We start from the raw sequence: 24,107 nt of genomic DNA on the forward strand, positions 1-24,107 counted from the left end.
TAAAATACTTTTGCAAATTTATGATAAAATCTTGTATTAAATTTAAAGGTATCGATGAAAAAATTAAACTTTGATTGTGTTATTTTATGCGGAGGAAAGTCAAGTCGTATGGGACAAGATAAAAGTCTTTTAATGTTAGACTCTAAGACCCTTACGCAATTTCAATTTGAAAAATTTTCTATCATTTTTAAAAAAGTTTTTATTAGCGCTAAAAATGATAAATTTCAAGGTGCTTTTAAATTAATATTAGATGATGTAAGTTTTAACGGATATTCCCCAATGTTAGCTCTTTACTCTATATTAAAAAGCTATAAAAATAATTTTGTTTTTATTATTAGTGTTGATACTCCTAATATTGGTTTTAAAGAAATTGATCATCTAGCTCGATTTACAAAACAAGATTATAAAGTCATTATTGCTAAAACTAAAAAATATAATCATCCATTATGTGGTTTTTATCATAGTTCTTTAGCTCCACTTTGCAAAGAATTATTAGAAAAAAATGAACATAAAATTGGGATCTTACTTGATAAGGTTAAGATTAAAAAAGTATATTTTGATAACGAAGATACCTTTATCAATCTAAATTTTTATCAAGAATATGAAATTTTTAAAAGAAGATTAAATGAATAAATTTTTGTTATTTATACTATTGAGTGCAATTTTATATGCTAATGATTTTCAAAAAGCTTTAGAATATGAACAAAAAGGTGAATTTAAAAAGGCTATGCAAATTTATAAAAAACTAGCCTTAAGAGAACAGCATTTAAATATAGACTCAAACACAACATTAAAAAATAAAGATGCTATTTCAGTCAAACAAGAATCCAAAACTAACTTGACAGATTATATAGAAAAAGGGAAATTAAACGCCTTTGGAATAAAAACTTACAAAATGAATTATTTTCTACCCTTAGCATATAATTTTGCGTCCACTAATCAAGACTATAACAAAATGGAAGCAAAATTTCAAATCAGTATAAAAAAACGTTTATTTGAAAATTTGTTTGGTTTAAACGAGAAATATTATATAGCTTATACTCAAACTTCATGGTGGCAAATTTATAATCACTCTTCTCCTTTTAGAGAAACAAACTACCAACCAGAGTTTTTTGTTGATTTTCCACAAAGTAATGAAATATTTAAAAATTTACGCTTAGGGTTACTACACGAATCCAATGGACAAGGAGATGAAAATTTAAGATCAAGATCATGGAATAGAATTTATCTTAGTAGCTCTTTTTTATACGGGAATTTTTTATTTACTCCTCGTATTTGGTATAGAATTCCAGAAAGCAAAAACACTGATGATAATCCAGCAATTATTCATTATATGGGGAATTTCGATATTAATTTAACCTATTTTAATAAAAAATTCTTTGTAAATACACTTATTAGAAATAATCTTAAATTTTCAAATAACAAAGGGGCTTTACAAATTGATTTAGGTTATGATTTATTTGATAATGGTATATATTGGTATTTGCAATATTTTAATGGATACGGGGAAAGTTTAATCGACTTTAATAAAAAAGTTCAAAGGTTATCAAGCGGATTCTTGATTTCTTATTAAAGAAATCAAGAATGAATTAAAAGCTCTTGCAAAAAAGCTGAATTTAATTCTTCATTAATATTTAAAGCTAATCTTTTATCCTTAAAATTTTCATTGATTTTAATAATACTTTTTCCAAAAGCTTTTAAACAGCTAAAAGCAATACCTTCAAAATCAAGTCCACCACAAAGATAAATTAAAGGCATTCTTAAAGACTTACTTACATCGAGTTTTGCCTCCATTTCATTAATAGAAAGTTTAAAATCATAAGGACTTGGATGTTTAAAATGGTAATTTAAAGCATAATCTATAAATTCTTTTTTATCTTCTAAAAATTTTCCCTTTGCTAAAATAAAATTAAGTTCAAAAAATTTCCATATATCTTTTGAAGGCATAGATTCTTCATTGAAATTTTCTTGTATAAAATTGTATTGTGATGGAAATTGCTTTGAGTAATTTTCTACAAGTTTAGCTCCAAGTTTATTTTTAGATATATTGTTTAAAACTATCTTAAGATTACTTTCAAATTCAAAATTCAAAAAATTACAAATATTTTGCTTTTCATCTTTATATAAAATTTCACTATTTTCTTTTAACGAAAGCACAATTTCATCTTCTTTGATTGTATTTTTTAAATCTTCATATGTAAGATTATAATTTTTAAGAATTTTATTTTCATTTTTTTGTGAAAACTTTGCATAAGCAAAAGCATTTGCCATAGGTTTTTCAAGAAAGCCAAAATCATCCCAAAAATCCTTTTCGCTACAAGCTATACAACCATGCCCAGAAGCAACTGGCCACGAAGTTTTAGCATTAAATTTGACTTTTGGACAATTATTATAAGTATAAGGACCTTTGCAACCTATTTTAAATAAGCAAGCACCATTTTTAGCTGCTTCATCATCAAAATGTTCAGCAAATTCTCCACTTTCAAATTTAGCTTTTCTCTCACACAAATCATGCAAGCATTTTCCATATGCCCATAAAGGACGGTTTTGACTATCAAGTTCTGGTAAAATTTTAAAAAGTGAGAAAAATATTAAATTTGCTACTATATTAATATCACTTGGAGGACAACCTGGAATATTAACAACTTTTTGTGTTAAAACTTCAGAAATTCCACAAGTTTTTGATGGATTAGGATAAGCAGCTTGAATTCCTCCAAAAGAAGAGCAAGTACCTATAGCAAAAATTGCTTTAGCTTTTCTAGCAACCTTTTCTAAAATCTCATAACCACTTTCTGCGTGTGCACCTATAGTTAAGAAAAAGGTATCAATAGCTGCTACCGCACCTTCTACAGCCAAAATAAATTCTTCTTCTAAAAGATTTTCCAATAATTCCTCAGCTTTACTTCCATTAGCAGCCATTAAGGTTTCATGATAATCTAGAGAAATAAAATCAAAAATTAATTCATCAAAACTAGGGCTTGCACTTCTTAATAAGCTTTCAGAACAACCCGTGCATTCACAAAGATGAAGCCAAAGAACCTTAGTTTTTGGAGCTAATTCAAAAACTTTTTTAGCCAAAGGGATTAAATCGTTACTTAAACCTAAATGTTTCATAACGCTTTTAAGGCTTTCTTCATTAATACTTTTTTCTTCTTTATTATTAGAACTTAATAATTTTTCAATTTGATTTTCAAGTATAATTTTTAATTCATCATTATTTGCCATATTAATTTCCCTAATATTAATTACTTCCACATATTTTTGTACAACCATTTTCATCAATTTCAATATCACTCATACCCATGATATTAAAACCTGCATCCACATAATGAATTTCACCTGTAACTCCACTTGCTAAATCACTAAGTAAATAAAGTGCAGAGTTTCCAACCTCATCTATGGTAATATTTCGTTTAAGTGGTGCATTGGTTTCATTATATTTTAATATCATTCTAAAATCACCTATGCCACTTGCCGCCAAAGTTTTAATAGGACCGGCTGAAATAGCATTAATACGTATTTTTCTTTGTCCTAAATCTCTTGCTAAATACCTTACAGAACTTTCAAGAGCAGCCTTTGCAACACCCATAACATTATAATGAGGCACATATCTTACCCCGCCTAAATAACTCAAGGTTAAAATCGAACCATTTTCATTTAAAAGAGGTAATAAAGTCTTAGTTAAAGAAAGCAAGGAATAAACAGAAGTCTGCATAGCAATATCAAAAGCTTCTTTTGAAGTTTCTAAAAAAGAATTTTCCAATGCTTCTTTTGGAGCAAAGGCTACAGCATGAACAATAAAATCTATATTTTGCAAATCTTTTTTAAGATTAAGCGTCAAATTAGCTAAATGCTCTTCTTTATTAATATCTAGTTCATATATAAAATTAGAATTAAATTCTTGTGCTATAGGTTCAACCCTTTTTTTAAGAGCATCATTTAAAAAAGTAAAGGCTAATGTAGCTCCTTCTCTTGCACAAGCCTTTGCAATACCATAAGCAATAGATTTATTATTAGCAATACCTACTATTAATCCTTTTTTACCTTTCATTAACATGAATTATCCTTTATTAATTTAATAAAATTTTCTATCTTTAAGGCAGCTGTTCCAATTAAAACCCCATCGCAATGATTAATATTTAAAATTTGGGCAATATTATTTTCATTCACACTGCCACCATATAATAACTTAGCTTTACTCAAAGAGTTTAAAAAATTTAATACATTTTCTATATCTTTTAAATCAGCACTAATGCCACTTCCAATAGAATAAATAGGCTCATAAGCTATAATTAATTTATCGTATTTTAAATCAATATTTTCTAATTGTTTTCTTAAAAATTCATTTGTTTTATTTTCTTTTTTAGTTTTAATATCTTCACCAATGCAAAAAATAACTTTAAAACCATATTTTTTTGCAAAATCAAATTTTTCTTTAATAAAATTATTATTTTCAAATTTTCTTCTTTCAGAATGCCCAATTAAAACACATTTTATACCAAACTCATCTAAGTGCTCTTTTCCTATCTCACCTGTATAAGCTCCATTTATACAAGGATAAAAATTTTGTGCTCCTTGAGTAAAATTTAAATCTTGCTCTAAAAAAGCTATGCTGGGAGGAAAAACAATAATTTCGTTGTTTTTATCCCAAGATAAACGATTTAATTGATCAGCATAAAGTTTGAAAGTGGATCTTGTATGATTACATTTTAAATTTGCAGCAAAAATCATTCATAAACCTTTATTCTTAAAGGTTTAATTCCTGGCAGTTCTTTTCCCTCTATAAGCTCTAAAGAAGCACCTCCACCAGTTGATATAAAAGTAACCTCATCAGCATCACCAGCACGTGCCACAACATCCGCAGTATCGCCACCGCCTATAACAGTAGTTGCGTGACTCTCGCTAATATAATGGCTCATTTTTATACTACCTTTACTGAATTTATCAATTTCAAATACACCCATAGGACCGTTCCACCAAATTGTTTGAGCATCTGCTATAACTTCCTTAAAAAGACGTACACTTGCAGGACCAATATCAAGCCCCATCCAATTAGATGGAATTTCTTGTGCTGGAGTAAATTTCATTACTGCATCAGCACTACAAGAAGGAGCTGCAACTACATCTACTGGTAAATAAATTTTAACTCCTAATTCTTTTCCTCTTTGAAGAATTTTTTGTGCTTCTTCTATAAGCTCCTCTTCTAAAAGAGAATTCCCTATATTAAAACCTTGAGCCTTAAGGAAAGTAAAGGCCATACCTCCGCCTATAATAAGCTTATCAACTTTTGGCAAAAGATTGGTTAAAGCTTGAAGTTTCCCACTAACTTTTGAACCGCCCACAACAGCTACAAAAGGTCTAGTTGGATGTTTTATAAGATTACTTGCAAAATTAATTTCTTTTTGGAGCAAAAAACCAGCACATTTGGTTTTATCATCAAAAAATCTTGTAATTGCTTCAACGCTTGCATGAGATCTATGACAGACTCCAAAAGCATCATTAATATAAATTTGTGCCATAGACGCAAGTTCTTTAGCTAAATTTTCATCATTTTTAGTTTCACCTTTTTCAAAACGCAAATTCTCAAGCATTAAAATTTCACCAGATTTTAATTCACTAGCCTTTTTTTTCGCATCTTCTCCAATAACGTCTTTAGCAAGTAAAACCTCTTTGTTTATAAGATTTGACAATCTCTTAGCAATAGGTTCTAAAGAGTATTTTGAACTAATCTCTTTAGGGCGCCCCAAATGAGAAGCTAAAATAATGCTACATTTATTATCTAAACAATACCTTATAGTTGGAATAGCCGATCGAATACGTCTATCATCTGTAATGTTTAAAAAATCATCTTGCGGGACATTAAAATCACATCTGATAAAAACTTTTTTTTGATTTAGATCAATATCTTTTATAGAAATAATATTATCCATTTTAAGCCTTCATTATAAAAACAGCCATATCAACTAAACGTGAAGAATATCCCCACTCATTATCATACCAAGCTATAATCTTTGCCAAATCATCATCAATAACCTGCGTTAAATCACTCGCAATAATAGCGCCATAAGAAGAAGTGATAAAATCACTTGAAACTCTTTGTTCATCATCTACACATAAAATGCCTTTTAAAGTTGTTTTTTCAGCTTCTCTAAAAGCATTATTTATTTCATCTTTACTAACTTTTCTTGCGAGCAATACTGTTAAATCCACACTTGATACATCAGCCACTGGGACTCTCATACTTTGGCCGTGTAATTTCCCATCAAGCTCTGGCATTACAAGCTTCATAGCTTTAGCAGCTCCTGTAGAAGTTGGTATAATATTTTGCGCTGCTGCTCTACTACGTCTTTTATCATTTGCTTTAGCATCAATAAGACTTTGTCCGTTTGTATAAGCATGGATTGTACTCATCAATCCTTTTTTTATACCAAAACTATCTTCCAAAACACGACAAATAGGACCTAAACAATTTGTAGTACAACTTGCATTAGAAATGATTTTTTCATTTTTATAAGAATTAGAATTTACCCCCAAAACATAAGTTGGAGTATTATCTTTTGCCGGAGCACTCATAATCACTTTTTTAATGCCTTGATTTAAAAACTCTTCACATTTTTCTTTATGCAAATGAACCCCTGTGCACTCTAACACAACTTCTGCTCCATATTTTGCAAAATCAAGTTCCTTAATATTGCGACTTTTAAATACTTTAATTTTTTTATTATTAATAATTAAATGTTCATCATCACTACTTACTTCACCTTTAAATAAACCATGAACAGTATCATATTTAAAAAGATATTTTATAAGCTCAATATCTGTTGTATCATTAATTGCCACAAGTTCAACATCTTCTCTTTCGCAAATAATTCTTGCTACGCATCTTCCAATACGTCCAAAACCATTTATAGCAACTTTTATAGCCATTTAATTTCCTTTTGCAAAATAAAATGCTAATATTCTACAAAAAAAAGGTTAAAATTTTAATGAAAATTGCAGTTTTTGGTGGAAGTTTTGATCCTCCTCATAAAGGGCATAACGCTGTTGTAATGCACTCTTTAAAAAATTTGGATATTGATAAACTTATTATTATGCCAACCTTTATTAGTCCATTTAAGGATAAGTTTTTAGCAAATGAAAAACAAAGACTTTCTTGGATAAAAAAAATTTGGGGTTCAATGAAAAAAATTGAAATTTCTAGTTTTGAAATTGATCAAAAAAAACCTGTCCCTAGTATCATCAGTGTAAATCATATTTTAAAACTTTATACACCAGAAAAACTTTATTTTATCATAGGGGCTGATCATTTATCAACACTCCATCTATGGCATAATTACCAAGAACTTTGCAAAAAAGTGGAATTTGTTATTGCGCAAAGAGATAATATAGAAATTCCAAAAAAATTTAAAAGCCTAAACACACAAATAAATATCTCTTCAACGCTTATAAGAACAACTTTAGAAGTAGAAGAAGTTTGTGATGAAATTAAAGAAGAAGTAAAAGAGTATTACTTAAAATTACAAAAAATTGATACAATAAAAATAAACTAAGGATTAAAATGCAAAAAAGAATTGAACAAATTGTTAAAATTTTAGATGATAAAAAAGCAGAAGAAATCAAAAGTTTTGATATGCAAGAAGAAGATTATTTTGTCAAATATGTAATTATTGCTTCAACCTTAGGAGAAAAGCATTCTTTATCTTTAATCGACGAACTAAAGATAAAACTTAAGGAACAAAACGAAACATTTTTACATATAGAAAGTTCAGAAGATTGGTCAGTGATTGATTTGGGAGATATTTTAATTCACTTATTAACCCCTCAATATCGCGCAATCTATAATATTGAGGAGCTTTTGGAAAATCTTAAGAGATTAAAATCGAATTAAAGATTATCTATATACTCTTCAATCTCTTTTTTAATTTTATCTTTTTGATCTTTTAAAGCTCTTTTTTTAGCTTTATATTCAGCTTTACTCATATAATCTTTTTGATTATTTAATTCTTTTAGCTGCTGTTCTATTTTTTCTACTTCTTGTTCTTTTAATTTCTTAGCTTCTAATTTTTTGTCATAAAATAAAGGATCTTTTGCACAATCATTTTGCACTTGTTTTAAAGCAAGCTCAAGACTTAATGTTCTTGCAGTATTTCCATTAGCTTTTGAAAAAGAAATCTCTTTATTAATGCGTTCTATTTTTTTATCACACTCATTTGCAAAAAGCAACCCAGAAAAAACAAATAAAAATACTATAACTTTTTTCATTAATTCTCCTTTGTGAAATTAAAGGGAAAATTATAATTCCGTTAACATAAATTTTTTATTAATATCCTCAAATAATGAATTTACCATGTTTTTAAGATTTTTTACTTCTTCCTCGCTTTGTGCTTCAAAACGCATAATTAAAAAAGGGCTAGTATTTGATGCACGAAGTAGTGCCCAGCCATATCCAAAATCTATCCTTACTCCATCTATTTCACATAAAGATTTAACATCTTTTAAGGCACCCTTCTCTATAGCTTTTTTAAATTCATCCACTAAAATAAATTTAAATTTTTCTTCTACAGCAATTTTAATTTCTGGTGTCGCATAAAGTTTAGGTAAAGAATTTATCATACTCTCTAAATCATAACCCTTATAAGCAAGTTCTAAAGTTCTAAAAAGAGCATAAATTCCATCATCATAACCAAAATATTTATCTTTAAAAAATATATGACCGCTTACTTCAGCCGCTAAATCGATATTTTTTTCTCTCATCATTTGCTTAATATTAGAATGTCCTGTCTTGCCCATAAATATAGTTCCAAATTTCGAAACCTCATCAAAAAGATTTTTACTACATTTAACCTCACCTAAAACTCTAGGATTATTAATATTTTTAGCAAAAAGATAACAAAGCTCATCTCCGCAAAAAATATGATTTTGACTCAAAACTACTAATCTATCTGCATCTCCATCAAAAGCAAATCCTAAATGACAATTTTCATTTTCTTTTAAAAAATCTTGTAAAGGCTTTAAATTTTCAACTTCAGTTGGATCAGGAGAATGATTTGGAAAATTTCCATCAGGTTCTTTAAATAAAATATGCGCTTTTAACTGAAGTTCTTTAATTAAAGTTTCTATAACCACTCCAGCAGCTCCATTGGCACAATCTACAACGAAAGGATAGGAAAAATTTTTAAGCGTTTTAAAATGTTCACACATATAAGATATATAAACATTTAAAATATCATATTTTTTAACTTTAAAATTATCTTCTATCTCATCATCTAAATATTTATAAACTTCTTTAGAAAATTCTTTAAGTTCTTTCCCAAAAAAACTTTCTTTATGAATGGTTATTTTAAAACCATTATAGTCTTTTGGATTATGAGAACCTGTTATCATAATGTTTGCATCAAATTTAAATCCTTCATAAAGACTAAAATACCCTAAAGGTGTTGGAACAAGTCCTATATCATAAACTTCTATTCCTGCTTTGTTAAGACCACTTACTAAATAATTAAAAAGTTCTTTTGCGCTATATCTTGCATCATAACCAACACTTACGTTTTTACAAGATCTTTCAAGCATAAGAAGTCCTAAAGCATATCCTATAGCTTTAACACTTTTTTCATTTAATTCTTTATTATAAATTCCTCTGATATCGTATTCTCTAAAAATAACATCAAACACAAAAAACTCCTTATAAATTATACATCTAGTATAGAAAGAAAAAATTTGCTACAATTTTACATTAATATTTATAAAAGTCAAAAGGAAAAAAGATGGATGAAGAAATAGAAAACGAAGGAAAAAAGAAAAAAGGTGGATTATTAGTTATTATTATTGTTGTTTTATTATTTATATTACTCCTTGGTATGATGGGAATTATTGCCTGGCTTATTAGTTCCTCTTCAGGAGATGAAAGCGAGGTTAAAGAAGCTCCAAAAGAAGAAATGGCAACAAATAAAGCACCAAAGGTTAAAGCTTCTAATCAACAAAGAGGAAGTGATTTTTCTAATATAGGCCCTATGTATCCACTTGATCCTTTTACCTTAAATTTATTAAGTGATAGTGGTTCAAGATATGTAAAATGCACGATACAATTAGAGCAAAACACCGAACTTTTAAAACCGGAACTTGATAAAAAAGTTGCAATTATTAGAGATATTATTATTAGAACGCTTACAGCTAAAACTTTTGAAGAGATAAGCACTGCAAAGGGAAAAGAAAGACTTAAAGATGAAATTACTGGAAAGATTAATGAAATTTTGACAGATGGTTTCATCAAAAATGTTTATTTTACAGATTTTGTAGTTTCTTAAAATGGAAGTAGGTTGTGACATTGTTTGTATATCTAGAATAGAAAAAATTTATCAAAAACACGGTAAAAACTTTTTGGATAAATTTCTTAGTATAGAAGAACAAAAATTAATTAAAAATTCAAAAACTTTAGCAGGATTTTGGGCAGCCAAAGAAGCTGCCTCAAAAGCTCTTGGAGTAGGGATTTCTTTAGAATGTGATTTTTTTGATATACAAATTTCTAAAACTAAAAAAAATGCACCTGTTCTTAATTTTTCATCAAAAATCAAGGAAAAATTCAATATTAGTTCACAATCTCTTAGTATCTCTCATGATGGAAATTTTGCCATAGCAGTTGTTGTATTAACAAGGAATTAAATGCCTTTTTCAAAACCTGATTTTTTACCAAAACTTTTAGAATTTTTATCCAATGATAATATAGAAAATAAAGATTTAAAAAATATCATACCTGATATTTTTACCAAAAGAGATTTCAATAAACTTATAATGCTAAATCTATCAAATTTAGGTATAGCAAGACTTGTTATAAAAACTCAAAATTGTTTAAAACTTGAACTCTTAAAAGATAATTATCATATTAGTGATAATTTGGAATTAGATATAAATATTAACCAGTTAAAAAATCCTAGTAATTCTTTATTAGATATTTTAAAAATTTATTATCCAAAAAGTGATTTTAAGGAATTAAATATTTATCAAAATGATAAATTTAATAAAAAAATTATTTTTATAATAACCAATGAAATTCCTAAAATTTTTAAAGAATTTTATAAAAAATATCCTTATAAAAATTACGGCTTAGGAAGTTTTTCGCAATATAATTATTATGATAACGTAAAAGAATCAAAATGGCGCTATTTTACCATTTTATCCCCTTTTAGCGCCCAAATAATAAAAATCAACTTTTTAATTAATGAAAAAAAATTTTTAGATAAAGAACAAATAAATGACTTTATAGTTAATTTAAATGAAAATGAGTGATTAAACTTGCTTTCCTATAGTTTGATTATCAAGACCTCTTTTTAAAATTAAATCAACAACTGGTTGTTCTCTTTTATTGGCTCTTTTACAATGATCTTTTTGAAAAAAATCAGTGATTTTAATAACCACTCTAGCCCATCTTTTATGATGTCTTTCTCTCCACGCATGAGAAGAAACACTCTCCCATGCATAACCATTAAATAAACTTGCATTAACAAAATGATCTAATGCTCTTACACCTTGTCTTGCTCTTTTTACGCTAAAAAAAATCCCAACAAAAACTATAAAAATATAACCTATTACGGCCAAAGGAACAATGGCGCATAATAATAAAGTTCCTGCTAATTTTTCTTTCATTTTTTCCTTTTGATAAATTTGATATTCATTCCATTAGCTGAACGAACAGTCAATCTACCTACAACATCTGGAATAAATCCTTCTTGTAATTGTAGTTTATATTTTCTTAAAATATTAGCAAGAATTAAAATAGCTTCTTGCATAGCAAATGCCTGACCTATACAAATTCTTTCTCCCATACCAAAAGGAAGATAGGCATCTTTTTTATAATCACCTTCAAAACGAGAAGGATTAAATTCATTTGGTTTTTCCCAATAATTTTCATGTCTTTGAATAAGCCAAGGAGCGACAACAACTCCAGAACCTTTTTTTACAAATTTATCTCTTATTTTGGTATCTTGTTTTGCCTCTCTTGCAAAAAATCCCACAGGAGGATAAAGTCTTAAAGATTCTTTAAAAATATTTGTAAGAATTTTAAATTGTTTTAAATGAGTTATTTCAATATCTTTTCCTTGCAAAACTTCTTCAACTTCCCTATAAGCTTTTTCTTGCTCATCTTCAAATGAACTTAAAAGATATAAAGTCCAAGTTAAAGAGCTAGCTGTTGTCTCATGACCAGCTAAAAAGAGCATTGCTACTTGATCTAAAATTTCCTCAAAAGAGAACCTTTTGTTTGTATTAGCATCTATTACACAAAGTAAAGACTCAAGTATATCAAATTCATTTGTATTTTGCGGATCAAAACTCTCATATCTTGGCCTGATAATTTCGCTTAAAACTTCTCTTATGGTTTCACCAGCTTGTAGTCTTTTTTTATCTCCTAAAATATAAGAAATCCATTTTGGAAAGCGAAACATACGTCTCATAGCACTATGAACACTTTGCTCTTGAAACGTTACAAAAGCATCTAAAACTTTTTTTCCTTTTTTCTCATCAAGTTTTGAAGACATAATAGTTCTAAATATAACATCAGCTGTTACAAATGTCATAGCCTCATCCACTTCTATAATGCTTTCATCATGATATTTTTCAAAACGACTCATCATATCAGCAACGGCTTCGCTCATAAGATTAAAAACCTTATTAATACGTGTCATTTCAAAACTTGGACGTAAAAGTTCTCGCTGTTTTCTCCAAACCTCTCCATTTGTTGTAAAAATACTCTCACCTAATAAAGGACTTAAAAGTTGGTGTAAAAATTCACTTTTTGGGAATTCTTTTACCTCATCAATCATTATACGCTTTACTTCTTTAGTATCATTAATCACGTAAAGATCAAAATTTGGCATTTTAACATAACCAGTTTGCATCTTATAACTTCTTTCATAAAGTCCATCAAGCCACGATCTACGCTTAAGTAAAAAAGTAAGCAAAGTTGAAGCTTTAGTTTTATAAGGCTTTGGGAAAAACGGACATTGGCTCATATTAACTCCTTATTTTTTCTTCTAAAAATTTATTATTTGTAACAAAATTAAAAAAATCATAATCTCCTTTTAATTGAATACTCCACAAATATAAAAAATGGGCATCATTTTTATTTTTTTTGATCTTTTTATAATATTTTTTTTCATAAAGAGTATGAAATTTAGCAGATAAATATTTTGGTTTAAATTGAGTTTTTATCCCACTTTCTTGCATAAAATCTACCAAAGGAAAACAAGCACCATCAATAACTGAGGTAAAATCATACCATTTCAAATCAAAACCACCTACAAATTCCATCTTTTCTCTAAAATCAATAGATTTTTTTTGAAAACTCACTAAAGGAATACATTCTCCAAGAGTTAAAATTTTTAATTTTGAAAAGTCAATTTTTTCTTCTTTGCAAAGATGTAAAATGCGTTCTAATATTTCAATACACATTATAGTTCCTACACTATGTGCTATTAAAATTAATTCATAATTTTTATTATTTTGATTTTTTTTTAAAATATCAAAAATAGAATAAGCAAATTTTTCAATCCTATCTTCTAAATGTTCTTTTTTATGTTTATGCCAATTTGCACAAAATGAACAAATTCTAGAAATCCAAAAAACTGCTAGTTTTCTACCATAATTAAATAAAAATCGATTCACTATATAAAATACAAATACAGCAAAAAGTGCAGCAAAAACAAAATGTATATAAATTTGAACCAACAAAAAAACAGATCCGCCACAAATTAAAGCTAAACACAAGGAGAAAATGACATAGAAAAAAGGATAATATCCTGTTATTAATTGATATATAGAAGCTTTTCCAAATTTAATGAAAAGTCCTGTAATAGTATAAATCCTAAAAAAACTATAACAATCTAAAAGAGCATCTTTAAAATTTTCAGACCAATTAATTTTTACAATATCATTCCAAGCTAAAAAATGATATTTTGTTTGATAATCTTTTCCTTCTATATTCCAATAAATATCATTTTGTTGTATAAAACTTTTAGAAAGTTGTGCATCTATATTAAATCTATCTTTGTACTGGTTTAAATTCTTTTTAAATAAAGAATAATAAAACCTATAAGTCCTAGGATCATAACCCGCTAAATAAAACACATCTCGTTGCAACAATATGCTTTCCTAAATTTAAAATATATTTTTAAAATATTAAGAAAACTATTTTATTCCTTATTGGTAAATAAAAAAGAATTTTTATAAAAACTCCCATTTATTTGATTTTTTTCAATTAAATAAGCTCTAAAATTTTCTAAAAGCTTTAAATTTGGCTTATAAGCATGTGCTTCCCTCCAAAAAAATCGAAGCTTTTTTGGGTAAGCTAAACCATCAATATTATAAAAGGCATTGCCACAAACTTTAAGAGGGCAATCATACATTAAAGCAGAAATTCCAACACTAGAATTTATAGTGATACAACCTAAAGCTTGTTTTAAAAGAGTGGGCAAATGAGCATCGTGTATATACAAAATACGTCCTTCAACATGATACTTTTGACTTAAAGATTTAATTAGAGAAGAATAGTTTTTATACCCTCTATCCATAGGATGATGTTTAAAAACAAGATAATGTTTAGCTCTTGCATGATTAGCAAAAGAAATAATATTCTCTTCTATAAATTCTTCCATACTTTTTTTATAATGATAGATAATTTGTGTGTCATTGTAAACTTGCAATATAGCTAAGAAATACTTTTTATCAAGACTATAAATTTTTTTATTAAGTTTTTTTTCAGTCACTTTATAAAGCAATTTCCTTCCTAAAGATAAAAACCAAAAAAACATTTCAAAAGGACTTAAGGATCTATGATGAAGTTTATTATTAAAAAACGGAGACAAAATAAAAGCAAAAAACCAATACAAAAAAGATTGAAATGCCATTGATCTAAAAGTAGAACTTAACCCGAAATTTTTTTCTTTTTTAGTATGATAATAGAGATAAAAATTTTTATCTCTTGGAACACTTGAATTCGCATTAACTCCATTTTCTTCAAAAGTTATAAAATTAGGTCTTATATATCCTTCTTCAAAAACCCAAATTTTAATTTTCATTTCTTTGGCAACTTTTATAGCTACTTGATGTATAAATCTACAATCATTATACATAATAATAGCTTGAACTTGTTTTTGAGTAAAAAAATTTTTATAAAATTTTTCTAATTGTTCTTTATTATCTTTATAAATAAAACCTTTAGGATAAAAAAAGAAATCTCCGCCATTGAAGTTAATTTTACTTACTTGAGCATTATTTTTTTTTAACTCACAAGATAAGCGTTTAAAAAAATTTCCAACAGGTCCTTGTAAAAGAACAATATTTTTATTACTAAATTCTTCTTTTATTTTTCTACTAAAATTCATACAAATAGGGATACCCCCCCCCGTTAATCTATAATCTTTTCAAAAATTCTTCTTATTTTCCTTATAATGAAAATCCTAATATCTATGCCTAATTTAATCCACCATTTTGAAAAGTAAATATTTTGCATTTTTTGCATTATATCTAAAGTAACTTCAATTTCACATAAATGCTTATTTGTAGGATTTATATATCTTGGATATATTATTAAAGTTGCTGCTACAAGCTCTTCTATGCTTAATTTTCTAGTTCTTCTTGTTATATTATGTTTATCTTGCGTAAGCCCCCATCCTGCATAAAAAGGCAAACCATAAGTAAAAACTTTTTTTCCTCTTAAAAGTGCGTCAAAACCGGAAGTTGAAGTAATAGTATGAATTTCATCACTTACATTAATCGCACTATCTATACTCACATCTTTTATAATTTCATCACAAAATTCTAAAATAATTCTTTCATCTTTTAAACCTTTACGATTTCCGCTTAAAACATCTGGATGGGGCTTAAAAATTATATAGGCTTTAGGATTTTTAAGACGCACCTCTTTAATCAAATCTTTTGTATTAAAACCCATTCCCCCTAAAATCATCGAAACATCATCTTCTACTTGAGCAGGAATTAAAATAACTTTTTGATTTTTATCTACTTTTAAAAAAAGTTCTTGGTGTTTTAAACCATTATATTTTGAAATTTTATTTACTTTTAATTTTTCAATTAAATTTCTAGCTCTTTGGATTAAATTCTCATCAAATTCATAATTTTGCAAAATATTTTCAAGATCACTTTCTTTACTTGGATCCACATAAAATGATTTGCTATCTACAACCAAAGAAAAAGCTCTTGTAAGATCAGATCCTAAAGTAATAGATCTTATAAATCCATCTTCAACAAAATAAATTTGATTTTCTTTAAAATATTTTCTTAATTCTTCTTTTTTAAATTTATAGCCCCAAATAAAAAATTTATCCTCTTTAGTGATATTAAATTTAAATAAAGCTTTTATAGAATTAACAAAAATAATTTTATTGGTTTGAGCTGCAAAAAAAGGCTTAATAAACCTTCTTTTCCATAGAGCAAAACCTAGAAAAAAAAGACGCTTTGAATTTATTTTTTCTATATTTTTATAACGATTTAAAGTATAAATAGTATCAAAAATATCACTTTTTTGATTTAAATAAGGATTAAAATAACGCGGATAAAGCAAATAACTTGCAGCAAATACTTCTTCTAATGTTCTTTTTGCTTTTCTTCTTTGACATACTAATTTATCTATAGTTAGTCCCCATCCTGCATAAAAAGGCAAACCATAACACACGCATTTACAACCAACCATTAAAGCTTCAAAACCCATAGTAGAAGTTTTGGTATAAACTTTAGAAAAATATTTTAATAAAGCAATGGGATTATAATTTTTGCTAATAAGCTCACAATTTTCAGGTAAAAGATTTAAATCAAAATCACTTTTTCTTTTACCACTTAAAACATCAGGATGAATTTTAATGTAAATTTTAGCATCTTTATTTTCATTAATAGCATCTTGTATCATATCATTTGTACTAAAGCTCAATGCTTGACCATATTTTAAAGAGGCATCTTTATCAACTTGAGTGATGATTAAAACACGCTTTTCATGTTTTTTAAAAAAATTTTTAGGGATTTCAAGAGTATTGTTGTATTTGGTGATTTCATATTTTTGAATCAAAGCTATAGCTTTTTTAGCTTTTTGCAATAATAAAGAATCAAAAGTATGATTATTTAATAAATTTTCAAGTCTTGATGCTTCATTACTATCATAATAAATTCCTACATCATCCTCTACTATACTAAAGCTTGGAGAATTATAAAGACCCAAATTTAAAGATCTTATAAAACCATCTTCTAAAAGCAAAAACGAACCTTTATGTTTTTTAGCCAAAGAAATAGCCTTTAGACCAGATTTTTTACGCCCCCAGCCTAAAAAAATACTATTATCTTTCATATTAAAAAAAGAATATAATTTAATTTTATAGAAATTTTTAACATTTTTAATAAGCCGTTTAGAAGTAGAATATAAATTCATATAAACCTTAAAAATTTATTTAAAATAATATTCTAACATTTATTTTGTATTTTATAAATAAAGCTTTACTTTAGATTTTCTTAATATAATATAAAATAACTTTAAAATAATTAAGGATGCTTCAATGAAACTAAAATCAATACTATATCCAGTAACAGCTTTATTGAGTGTTACTTATTTAAATGCTACTCCTTTAGAGGAAGTAATTAAAGATGTAGATGTTTCTGGAGCTTTAAGATATCGTTATGATAGTGCAAGTGGAAATTTCCACAATATTTCAAGTCGTGGTTTTTTAGATAGCGTTGGTGCAGGTTACATTAAAGATAAACAAATGCACAATTACAAAGCACAAATCAATTTTAGTGGTGCTATAGCTGATAATTTTAAGCTTTTTATACAATTTAATTATAGTGCTAAAGATGGTGGATATGGTGCTTACGATGGAAATCCTACATTGCCAAATGGGTCATTAAATCCAAATTACAATCCTAATATCAGCGATACTCAAACAGGTTTTTCTGTGCGTCAACTTTATTTAACTTATGCAATTGATGATTTTAATACAAATATTATTTTGGGTAAACAGCAATTAAATACCATTTGGACTGATAATGATATAGATGGTTTAGTTGGAACAGGAATTAAAATTACAAACAATAGTTTTGATCATTTAAATTTTTTAGCCTTTGCTATTGATAGTTTTGGTATCGATGAACAACCTAATGACTTTTATGGCAATGCTCAATATATTCTAGATGAAAAAACTTATAATGAAAATTTTTACGGTGGAGCTATACTTGGAAATTATAATTTATTAGGTGGGAATTTTAGTCCTGAACTTTGGCTTTCTTATCTTAATAATTCTTTCTTATTCTATGCTTTTAAATTTAATTACAATACAGATATTTTTGATAATCTTAATTGGAATTTACAAGGAGCATATCTTGGAAATAAAGTTATTGAAAGCAGCTTAAAAGATCTAGGCTTTAAAAATAGCAACTTTTTTGCCCTAAAAGGAACAATTACAACCAATAACATTGATGCAAGTTTAGGTGGAGTTTATTATGGGGATAAAAATGGCGTTAACATGGTAGTTATAGAAGATCAAGGAAACCTAAAATCTCTTTTAGCAGGTGAAGAAATTTTTTATTCTGATGGCTCTAAACTAAATGGAGATACTGGTGAAAATCTTTTTGCTTTTGCAAGTGCTGGTTATACTTTTAATGAGGTGCTACGCTTAGGAGCTGATTTTGTTTATGGTGGAACTAAATCAGGCGATCTCTCTGCTGTGGCTGGAAGAGCAGGAAAAAAACTAGAATCTGTTGCAAGAATTGATTATAAATATTCTTCCAAACTTTCTTTTAGCACTTGGTATTCCTATGCTAAAGTAAAAGCTTTACATGATAAGGGTGAAAAAAATACCGTTCGTCTTGAAGCTCTATATAAATTTTAAAATAATAAAACGCATTTTTGCGTTTTATTATAATCTTACACTACTTGGAAGATTGACTAGAGTTTTTTCTAAAATTTTAGTATAAAGCAATCCATCATTTTGACAATCTTTATACATTTTTAAAGATGCTAAACTTTTCCATACAGGACGCACAAAAATATTATTCTCAAAACATTCTTTGATAAAAATATTTCTTAAATTCTCATCTTTAAAGATTACTGCATTAAGCCAAAAATTACTTTTTGAATCCAAGGTTTCATCAATAAAGGTTAAAAATTCATTATTTTTAAAAAAGTTTTTATATAAAATAGATAATTCTCTTTTATTTTTTAAAAAAAACTCCAAATTTTCAAGCTGTGCAAGAAGCAAAGCTGCATTGATATTACAAAGTCTATAATTATAAGCTATTAAATCGTGCTCATATTCATAAGGATGATTGATTTTAGCAGTAGTGCTTAAATGCTTAGCCTTTTTTGCAATATCTTCATTATGACATAAAAGAGCTCCCCCACAACCCCCTGTTACAATTTTATTACCATTAAAACTTAAAATTCCACAAGATCCAAAAGTTCCCAAAGCCTTATTATTATACGTACTTCCTAAAGCTTCAGCACTATCTTCTATAAGAATTAAATGATAATTTTCACAAATTTTTATTAGTTCTTTAAGTTTTGCAGCCAAACCAAAAGTATGCATTATCACACAAGCTTTTATATGTTTGTGTGTGATTTTATTAAAAGTTTTATAGTCTTTTTGATAGGTATTTTCTTTTAGAAAATTTTCTAAAGCCTTAGGATCAAGGCTCAAACTTTCTTTGTCTACATCTAAAAAAATAGGCTTTGCACCAGTATAAGCAATGGCATTAGCCGTAGCTACAAAACTAATAGCTTGAGTAATTACCTCATTATCTTCATTGATATCATAAGCTAAAAGTGCTAAATGCAAAGCTGAAGTTCCAGAATTTGTTGCAACAACAAAAGGAGAATTTGTAATTTGTTTAATTTTATTTTCAAATTTATAAACAAACTCTCCAACGCTTGAAACAAAACCGCTATCAATACAATGTTCAAGGTATTTTTTCTCATTACCTATAAAACAAGGTTCATGAAGAGCAATTTCTTTTTTTTGAGAAAAAAGTCCTTTGATAAAATCAATTTCTTTTTCAAACATTATAAATATTACTTTTATAAGAACTTAAATTTTCTTTAAAATATTCTATACTTTTTTGAAGCCCTTCTTCTAAACTTATTTTGCTTTTCCAACCTGTTGCATTAAAAAGTTTTGAACTATCGCAACAAAGCCTTAATACTTCACTGTTTTTAGGGCGCAATCTTTGCTCATCTTGAATAATTTTTATATCTGAATTTAAAAGTTTCTTAATCAGCATAACAACTTCTTGCATAGAATACTCTTTAGAACTTCCTATATTAAAAACTTCTCCATAATTTTTTAATTTAAGCAAAGAAATAAAACCTTCGCAAGTATCTAAAACAAAATTTAAATCCCTTGTAGGCGTAAGATCTCCTAATTTTAATTCTTTTTCTTTGTTTAAAATTTGCGTAATAATTGTAGGAATAATAGCTCTTGCACTTTGTCTTGGACCATAAGTATTAAAAGGTCTTGCAATAATAAGTGGAAGATTAAAAGAATGATAATAACTAAGAGCCATCATATCAGCTGCAATCTTACTTGCTGAATAAGGACTTTGAGGTTGTAAAGGATGCTTTTCATCAATAGGAACATAAAGAGCGCTCCCATATACTTCACTTGTTGAAGTATGAATAAAAAGTTCAATACCACTTTTTTTTGCTGCTTCTAAAAGATTTAAAGTCCCACTTACATTAGTATCAACATAACTTTTAGGAGCCATATAAGAATAAGGAATAGCAATTAAAGCACCCAAATGAAAAATAATATCTACATCTTGAACTAATTTTTCACAAAAAAAACTATCCCTTAAATCCCCGCTTATGATCTCCATTTCTTTAAGATAAGGGCTTTTTTCCAAATGTCCATAGGAGTTAAAAGAATTATATTGCACTAAAGCCTTAACTTTAAAACCCTTTAAAACTAAACTTTCGCAAAGATGAGAACCTATAAATCCATCTGCACCGCTTACTAGGATATTTTTATCCATTTCTCAAGTCCCCTTTTATATAACTCTTCTTCTAAAGGCTTAATGTTTTTTATTAAAGCAAGTTCAAGTGCATTAATATGTGCATATATCATTTTAAGCCATTCTAAATGTTCTTTGATCCAAATTAATGATTTATTAAAAGAATCTTCTTTTGTTTTTGCTTTTAAGACATAAATTCTAGCTAAATTTAATTCAAATTGGATTAAAGTAGCTTGTAATATGTCATAGAAGAAATTTAAATTTTTTAAATTTTCTATTTTTGTTTTTATTTTATCAATTCTTTGTATAAGAACATTTAGCATTTGATTGATTTCTTCTTCGTTTATATCGTTTAAATTAGAATTTGAATTTAGACTTTGATTATTTTTTTTACTTGAGATTAAATTAGCTAAACTTAAATAAAGCTCATTAAGCTCTTCGTATTCTTTTAAACAATCATTTTTAAAAGTATTAGAGTGTTTTATGGCTTTTATAATTTTTGCATAGGCTTTAAGTAATAATTCATCTTGTTTGTTTTTATTTAAAGAATTTAGTTTTTTAAAGGGTTTATTTAAATCTTTAATCAGTAATTCTTCACATACTTCTTTAAAGGGTTTTTCTAAGCTTCCTTCTATTCTTGCTCCACCCTCTGTGCAGTTGTAGGTGGTTATTCCTTGTTCTTTGGTAAATTGTATATCGCTTTCAAATTCTTGGCGAAATAAATTCCAAATAAAATGCGTTTTCACAAAAGAATCTTTATTCCCATAGGCTCTAACTTTTATATACTCATAAGAAAAACTTTCAAAATTTGCACTATGTTTATAATCACTAGGATGAGAATTTCCTTTTTCATCATAGGCTAAGTCTTGTCCTATTAAGATGATATTTTTGTGTTTTAAAAGACTGGCTAATATATAATTCATATTAGCTACACTATGTCCAGTTGGCATATATCCAAATTGATTAAGAGAAAGATATTGCATAAAATGTGCTTTAGAACTTACAAGCATAAAAGATCTTTTAGTATTTTCCAAATAAGAAGTAGTACTAGGATGAACTACAGATTTTAATATAAAAGTTATTCCCCCATCAATCCCCTCATATGCCTCTTTAAAGAATTCTGCCGTGAAATCAGTTCTTTCCAACATACAAACATAATCAGGCTTAATACCATGTTTAGCTAATATAGCATAAGCACTATCTGCACAAAATATTGTGGCTTTGTTTTGATATTCTTTTAGAATAGGAAGTTGTTTAGTAAGTGAAGGTCCTGTTGAAACTATTATGGCTGTATCACTTAAATTTGATCTTTTAGTGAGTAATTCTTTAAAAGTAGGATTTGTGATCATTTTAGGTAGATTATAGGTAAATTGTTCTATACCTTGTAAAGCATCTAAGGGATCATTTCCATAAGAGAATATTGCTTTTTTAAAATGACTCATCATGTTTTGATTGATATTTAATATATCTTCTTTATATTTTTCATAATAATCAGAGCTTAATTCTAAAAAATATACTCTTGAAAAAGAAAAGAAAGGATTAGATGAACAAAGTTCATTATAATCATTTAAATTTAAGGTATTAGCATTAAGTATTATTAAAGAATTATTCTTAAGTTCATGGCAAAAGTCTATTAGGTGAAACATAATATAAATGATTTCTAATTCTTTTTCAAAGACTACTATATGTTTATGGTTTTTGTTTTGAAGTAAGGCTTTAAATAAAATACCATTTCCAAAACCATAAAAATAAAGAACAGGATATAAGAAGTATTTATCATTATAAGTATTTAATAAGGAGTTTAGTTCAGTAAGGGGGTTAGTGTAAAGATAGCAATCCCCCCCCCCAGTTGTTTCTTTTAAATTAATATCTAAATTATCCTTACCTTGTATAAGTTCAAATTTAAGATTTGATTTTATTTTTTTTAGTTCTTCTTTTAAGAAAGTATTATTTAGAGCATTTAGGTTTTTTAGGAATAAAGAGGGATTCATAATTTTTCCTTAAAATGTTCTTCTTTTAAGGGTTCTCCAAATTTTATATCCCTAGTAGCTTTTAAACCTAAAATTTGATTAAAAAATTTAGGATGAAGACCAAAGGAAGGTCTTACACTTTTTACATTAGTCGCTGTAAAAATCTCCCCTTTTTTAATATCTTTACTTGCATACAAGCTTCTGGCAAAAACTCTATTTTGAAGTGTTTTTTTATTTAATTTTAAACTCCCTTTTCCTAGAGCTTTTTCGCATTCTCTAACTGATTTCACCATACTTTTAAATTCATTAAAATCTAAGCTAAATCCACTATCTTCACTTTTTATATCTTTACTTATCATAAAATGCTTTTCTATTACACAAGCTCCTAAAGTAGTAGCAACAATAGGTGCTAAATTTCCAAAACTATGATCACTTAAACCTACTCTTATATTAAATTGTTCTTTTAAAGTTTTAATGGCATTAAGATTTAAATCTTTTGTCTTAGATGGATAAGATGAAGTGCATTTTAAGAAAATAAGTTTATTATTTTTTTCTTCTTTAAAAATTTTTATAGCCCTATAAAGCTCCTCTTTAGTTGCAATACCAGTTGAAAGCAAAGTTGGTTTTTGTTGCTTAGCTATATAGCGGATTAATTCCTCATCATTTGCCTCAAAAGAAGCGATCTTATAAGCTATAGGATCAAAAGTTTTTAAAAAATCCACATCTTCTTTACTAAAAGGACTTGAAAAACATAAAATATTATGTTTTTTTGCGTGATTAAATAATTTTTCATGCCATTCATAAGGCGTTTTGGCTTTTTCATAAAGTTCAAATAAAGTTCTTTTATCCCAAAGCCCACCTTTTATAATAAAATCATCTTTATTACAATCAAGAGTAAGGCTATTGGGTGTGTAGGTTTGAAATTTAACAGCATTAGCTCCTGCTTTTTTCGCCATTTCAATGCTTTTTAAAGCAAGATCTAAGCTGCCAGCGTGATTAGCTGAAAGTTCTGCTATAATAAATACTTTTTTATCAAGATTAAAATTTCCTATATACATAAAAATCCTAAGATATTTTTTATCACTATCGGTATTATTTTATAATATTTTAATAAAATTTATATTTTTTTAGACGATTTAT

Annotated in this window: 24 protein-coding genes; 8 read left to right on the forward strand and 16 right to left on the reverse strand. The window is 27.3% G+C overall.

Translation table 11 applies throughout. From position 1 onward, the window contains the following. The first annotated feature begins 54 nt into the window (after positions 1-54). Both CNZW441b_RS06410 and CNZW441b_RS06415 read left to right on the forward strand, forming a co-directional pair. A complete protein-coding gene (locus tag CNZW441b_RS06410; RefSeq protein ID WP_216681329.1) occupies positions 55-633 on the forward strand; it encodes a molybdenum cofactor guanylyltransferase in 579 nt (192 codons plus the stop codon). After that, complete coding sequence (locus CNZW441b_RS06415) at positions 626-1,573, forward strand: phospholipase A (RefSeq protein WP_216681330.1); 948 nt, start codon at positions 626-628, stop codon at positions 1,571-1,573. Before CNZW441b_RS06410 ends, CNZW441b_RS06415 begins: the two co-directional genes overlap by 8 nt. A 5-nt stretch (positions 1,574-1,578) precedes the next feature. Here CNZW441b_RS06415 and CNZW441b_RS06420 read toward each other — a convergent pair whose 3' ends face one another. Genes CNZW441b_RS06420 through gap form a run of 5 tightly spaced genes read right to left on the reverse strand, consistent with a single transcriptional unit; the run spans position 1,579 to position 6,927 of the window. Then, positions 1,579-3,225: a hydrogenase small subunit gene (locus CNZW441b_RS06420; protein ID WP_425331626.1), complete on the reverse strand. Its 1,647-nt coding sequence runs from the start codon at positions 3,223-3,225 to the stop codon at positions 1,579-1,581. A gap of 16 nt (positions 3,226-3,241) precedes the next feature. After that, entirely contained in the window at positions 3,242-4,057 is an 816-nt protein-coding gene (gene fabI, locus CNZW441b_RS06425; protein ID WP_200218384.1) for an enoyl-ACP reductase FabI, read from the reverse strand. Beyond that, positions 4,051-4,731, reverse strand: a complete 681-nt coding sequence (locus CNZW441b_RS06430; RefSeq protein WP_216681331.1) for a triose-phosphate isomerase — start codon at positions 4,729-4,731, stop codon at positions 4,051-4,053. The genes fabI and CNZW441b_RS06430 overlap by 7 nt, the downstream gene beginning before the upstream one ends. Then, entirely contained in the window at positions 4,728-5,930 is a 1,203-nt protein-coding gene (locus CNZW441b_RS06435; protein ID WP_131186732.1) for a phosphoglycerate kinase, read from the reverse strand. The genes CNZW441b_RS06430 and CNZW441b_RS06435 overlap by 4 nt, the downstream gene beginning before the upstream one ends. A gap of 1 nt (position 5,931) precedes the next feature. Beyond that, entirely contained in the window at positions 5,932-6,927 is a 996-nt protein-coding gene (gene gap, locus CNZW441b_RS06440) for a type I glyceraldehyde-3-phosphate dehydrogenase (RefSeq protein ID WP_216681332.1), read from the reverse strand. 59 nt (positions 6,928-6,986) lie between these two features. Here gap and nadD point away from each other — a divergent pair, with 59 nt between their 5' ends. Both nadD and rsfS read left to right on the forward strand, forming a co-directional pair. Next, positions 6,987-7,550: a nicotinate (nicotinamide) nucleotide adenylyltransferase gene (nadD, locus tag CNZW441b_RS06445; RefSeq protein WP_216681333.1), complete on the forward strand. Its 564-nt coding sequence runs from the start codon at positions 6,987-6,989 to the stop codon at positions 7,548-7,550. Between the two features lie 8 nt (positions 7,551-7,558). After that, positions 7,559-7,888 carry a ribosome silencing factor gene (gene rsfS / locus CNZW441b_RS06450; protein ID WP_131186735.1) on the forward strand — a complete coding sequence of 110 codons (330 nt, stop codon included), beginning with the start codon at positions 7,559-7,561 and terminating at the stop codon, positions 7,886-7,888. On the opposite strand, the gene CNZW441b_RS06455 is transcribed toward rsfS, so the two are convergent. Continuing rightward, entirely contained in the window at positions 7,885-8,262 is a 378-nt protein-coding gene (locus tag CNZW441b_RS06455; protein WP_131186736.1) for a DUF1090 family protein, read from the reverse strand. The genes rsfS and CNZW441b_RS06455 overlap by 4 nt on opposite strands. Positions 8,263-8,292: 30 nt before the next feature. Then, the gene (locus CNZW441b_RS06460; RefSeq protein ID WP_131186737.1) at positions 8,293-9,672 is read right to left on the reverse strand and encodes a phosphomannomutase/phosphoglucomutase; all 1,380 of its coding nucleotides are present in this window, start codon (positions 9,670-9,672) and stop codon (positions 8,293-8,295) included. Positions 9,673-9,764: 92 nt separating this feature from the next. Here CNZW441b_RS06460 and fliL point away from each other — a divergent pair, with 92 nt between their 5' ends. From fliL to CNZW441b_RS06475, 3 genes are read left to right on the forward strand one after another with little or no spacing between them, the layout of a single operon-like run. Continuing rightward, positions 9,765-10,304, forward strand: a complete 540-nt coding sequence (gene fliL / locus CNZW441b_RS06465) for a flagellar basal body-associated protein FliL (protein ID WP_216681334.1) — start codon at positions 9,765-9,767, stop codon at positions 10,302-10,304. Between the two features lies 1 nt (position 10,305). Continuing rightward, positions 10,306-10,659, forward strand: a complete 354-nt coding sequence (acpS, locus tag CNZW441b_RS06470; protein WP_216681335.1) for a holo-ACP synthase — start codon at positions 10,306-10,308, stop codon at positions 10,657-10,659. Continuing rightward, on the forward strand, positions 10,660-11,283 hold the full coding sequence (locus CNZW441b_RS06475) for a hypothetical protein (RefSeq protein ID WP_216681336.1): 624 nt from the start codon (positions 10,660-10,662) through the stop codon (positions 11,281-11,283). Here CNZW441b_RS06475 and CNZW441b_RS06480 read toward each other — a convergent pair whose 3' ends face one another. The 5 genes from CNZW441b_RS06480 to CNZW441b_RS06500 are packed head-to-tail and all read right to left on the reverse strand — an operon-like array spanning position 11,284 to position 17,428. Further along, the gene (locus CNZW441b_RS06480; RefSeq protein WP_131186741.1) at positions 11,284-11,640 is read right to left on the reverse strand and encodes a hypothetical protein; all 357 of its coding nucleotides are present in this window, start codon (positions 11,638-11,640) and stop codon (positions 11,284-11,286) included. Next, entirely contained in the window at positions 11,637-13,004 is a 1,368-nt protein-coding gene (locus tag CNZW441b_RS06485; protein WP_216681337.1) for a cytochrome P450, read from the reverse strand. Before CNZW441b_RS06485 ends, CNZW441b_RS06480 begins: the two co-directional genes overlap by 4 nt. A gap of 1 nt (position 13,005) precedes the next feature. Then, positions 13,006-14,130 carry a DUF829 domain-containing protein gene (locus tag CNZW441b_RS06490; protein ID WP_216681604.1) on the reverse strand — a complete coding sequence of 375 codons (1,125 nt, stop codon included), beginning with the start codon at positions 14,128-14,130 and terminating at the stop codon, positions 13,006-13,008. 53 nt (positions 14,131-14,183) lie between these two features. Beyond that, positions 14,184-15,374, reverse strand: a complete 1,191-nt coding sequence (gene kpsS / locus CNZW441b_RS06495; protein WP_216681338.1) for a capsule polysaccharide modification protein KpsS — start codon at positions 15,372-15,374, stop codon at positions 14,184-14,186. Positions 15,375-15,397: 23 nt separating this feature from the next. Beyond that, complete coding sequence (locus CNZW441b_RS06500; RefSeq protein WP_216681339.1) at positions 15,398-17,428, reverse strand: capsular polysaccharide biosynthesis protein; 2,031 nt, start codon at positions 17,426-17,428, stop codon at positions 15,398-15,400. A gap of 124 nt (positions 17,429-17,552) precedes the next feature. On the opposite strand from CNZW441b_RS06500, the gene CNZW441b_RS06505 reads away from it, so the two are divergent. After that, positions 17,553-18,881: a major outer membrane protein gene (locus CNZW441b_RS06505; RefSeq protein WP_216681340.1), complete on the forward strand. Its 1,329-nt coding sequence runs from the start codon at positions 17,553-17,555 to the stop codon at positions 18,879-18,881. Between the two features lie 27 nt (positions 18,882-18,908). Here the strand turns inward: CNZW441b_RS06505 and CNZW441b_RS06510 are convergent, their stop codons facing one another. From CNZW441b_RS06510 to pseI, 4 genes are read right to left on the reverse strand one after another with little or no spacing between them, the layout of a single operon-like run. Continuing rightward, on the reverse strand, positions 18,909-20,051 hold the full coding sequence (locus tag CNZW441b_RS06510; protein WP_216681341.1) for a LegC family aminotransferase: 1,143 nt from the start codon (positions 20,049-20,051) through the stop codon (positions 18,909-18,911). Further along, positions 20,044-21,018, reverse strand: a complete 975-nt coding sequence (locus CNZW441b_RS06515) for a GDP-mannose 4,6-dehydratase (RefSeq protein WP_131186747.1) — start codon at positions 21,016-21,018, stop codon at positions 20,044-20,046. Before CNZW441b_RS06515 ends, CNZW441b_RS06510 begins: the two co-directional genes overlap by 8 nt. Next, positions 21,000-22,988 carry a motility associated factor glycosyltransferase family protein gene (locus CNZW441b_RS06520; RefSeq protein WP_216681342.1) on the reverse strand — a complete coding sequence of 663 codons (1,989 nt, stop codon included), beginning with the start codon at positions 22,986-22,988 and terminating at the stop codon, positions 21,000-21,002. The genes CNZW441b_RS06515 and CNZW441b_RS06520 overlap by 19 nt, the downstream gene beginning before the upstream one ends. Then, the gene (gene pseI, locus CNZW441b_RS06525; RefSeq protein ID WP_131165641.1) at positions 22,985-24,025 is read right to left on the reverse strand and encodes a pseudaminic acid synthase; all 1,041 of its coding nucleotides are present in this window, start codon (positions 24,023-24,025) and stop codon (positions 22,985-22,987) included. Before pseI ends, CNZW441b_RS06520 begins: the two co-directional genes overlap by 4 nt. Positions 24,026-24,107 lie beyond the last annotated feature (82 nt).

Origin of the sequence: Campylobacter novaezeelandiae, assembly GCF_018968685.1 — a bacterium.
GTDB lineage: Bacteria > Campylobacterota > Campylobacteria > Campylobacterales > Campylobacteraceae > Campylobacter_D > Campylobacter_D novaezeelandiae.

Excerpts from the sequence above, each read along its gene's own strand:
- pseI (WP_131165641.1), bottom strand. The coding sequence starts at position 24,025 with ATGTATATAGGAAATTTTAATCTTGATAAAAAAGTATTTATTATAGCA.
- CNZW441b_RS06415 (WP_216681330.1), top strand. The coding sequence starts at position 626 with ATGAATAAATTTTTGTTATTTATACTATTGAGTGCAATTTTATATGCT.
- CNZW441b_RS06505 (WP_216681340.1), top strand. The coding sequence starts at position 17,553 with ATGAAACTAAAATCAATACTATATCCAGTAACAGCTTTATTGAGTGTT.
- CNZW441b_RS06520 (WP_216681342.1), bottom strand. The coding sequence starts at position 22,988 with ATGAATCCCTCTTTATTCCTAAAAAACCTAAATGCTCTAAATAATACT.
- acpS (WP_216681335.1), top strand. The coding sequence starts at position 10,306 with ATGGAAGTAGGTTGTGACATTGTTTGTATATCTAGAATAGAAAAAATT.
- rsfS (WP_131186735.1), top strand. The coding sequence starts at position 7,559 with ATGCAAAAAAGAATTGAACAAATTGTTAAAATTTTAGATGATAAAAAA.
- kpsS (WP_216681338.1), bottom strand. The coding sequence starts at position 15,374 with ATGAATTTTAGTAGAAAAATAAAAGAAGAATTTAGTAATAAAAATATT.
- fliL (WP_216681334.1), top strand. The coding sequence starts at position 9,765 with ATGGATGAAGAAATAGAAAACGAAGGAAAAAAGAAAAAAGGTGGATTA.
- CNZW441b_RS06410 (WP_216681329.1), top strand. The coding sequence starts at position 55 with ATGAAAAAATTAAACTTTGATTGTGTTATTTTATGCGGAGGAAAGTCA.
- nadD (WP_216681333.1), top strand. The coding sequence starts at position 6,987 with ATGAAAATTGCAGTTTTTGGTGGAAGTTTTGATCCTCCTCATAAAGGG.
- CNZW441b_RS06480 (WP_131186741.1), bottom strand. The coding sequence starts at position 11,640 with ATGAAAGAAAAATTAGCAGGAACTTTATTATTATGCGCCATTGTTCCT.
- CNZW441b_RS06430 (WP_216681331.1), bottom strand. The coding sequence starts at position 4,731 with ATGATTTTTGCTGCAAATTTAAAATGTAATCATACAAGATCCACTTTC.
- fabI (WP_200218384.1), bottom strand. The coding sequence starts at position 4,057 with ATGTTAATGAAAGGTAAAAAAGGATTAATAGTAGGTATTGCTAATAAT.
- CNZW441b_RS06485 (WP_216681337.1), bottom strand. The coding sequence starts at position 13,004 with ATGAGCCAATGTCCGTTTTTCCCAAAGCCTTATAAAACTAAAGCTTCA.
- CNZW441b_RS06515 (WP_131186747.1), bottom strand. The coding sequence starts at position 21,018 with ATGGATAAAAATATCCTAGTAAGCGGTGCAGATGGATTTATAGGTTCT.
- gap (WP_216681332.1), bottom strand. The coding sequence starts at position 6,927 with ATGGCTATAAAAGTTGCTATAAATGGTTTTGGACGTATTGGAAGATGC.
- CNZW441b_RS06455 (WP_131186736.1), bottom strand. The coding sequence starts at position 8,262 with ATGAAAAAAGTTATAGTATTTTTATTTGTTTTTTCTGGGTTGCTTTTT.
- CNZW441b_RS06510 (WP_216681341.1), bottom strand. The coding sequence starts at position 20,051 with ATGTTTGAAAAAGAAATTGATTTTATCAAAGGACTTTTTTCTCAAAAA.
- CNZW441b_RS06500 (WP_216681339.1), bottom strand. The coding sequence starts at position 17,428 with ATGAATTTATATTCTACTTCTAAACGGCTTATTAAAAATGTTAAAAAT.
- CNZW441b_RS06435 (WP_131186732.1), bottom strand. The coding sequence starts at position 5,930 with ATGGATAATATTATTTCTATAAAAGATATTGATCTAAATCAAAAAAAA.
- CNZW441b_RS06475 (WP_216681336.1), top strand. The coding sequence starts at position 10,660 with ATGCCTTTTTCAAAACCTGATTTTTTACCAAAACTTTTAGAATTTTTA.
- CNZW441b_RS06420 (WP_425331626.1), bottom strand. The coding sequence starts at position 3,225 with ATGGCAAATAATGATGAATTAAAAATTATACTTGAAAATCAAATTGAA.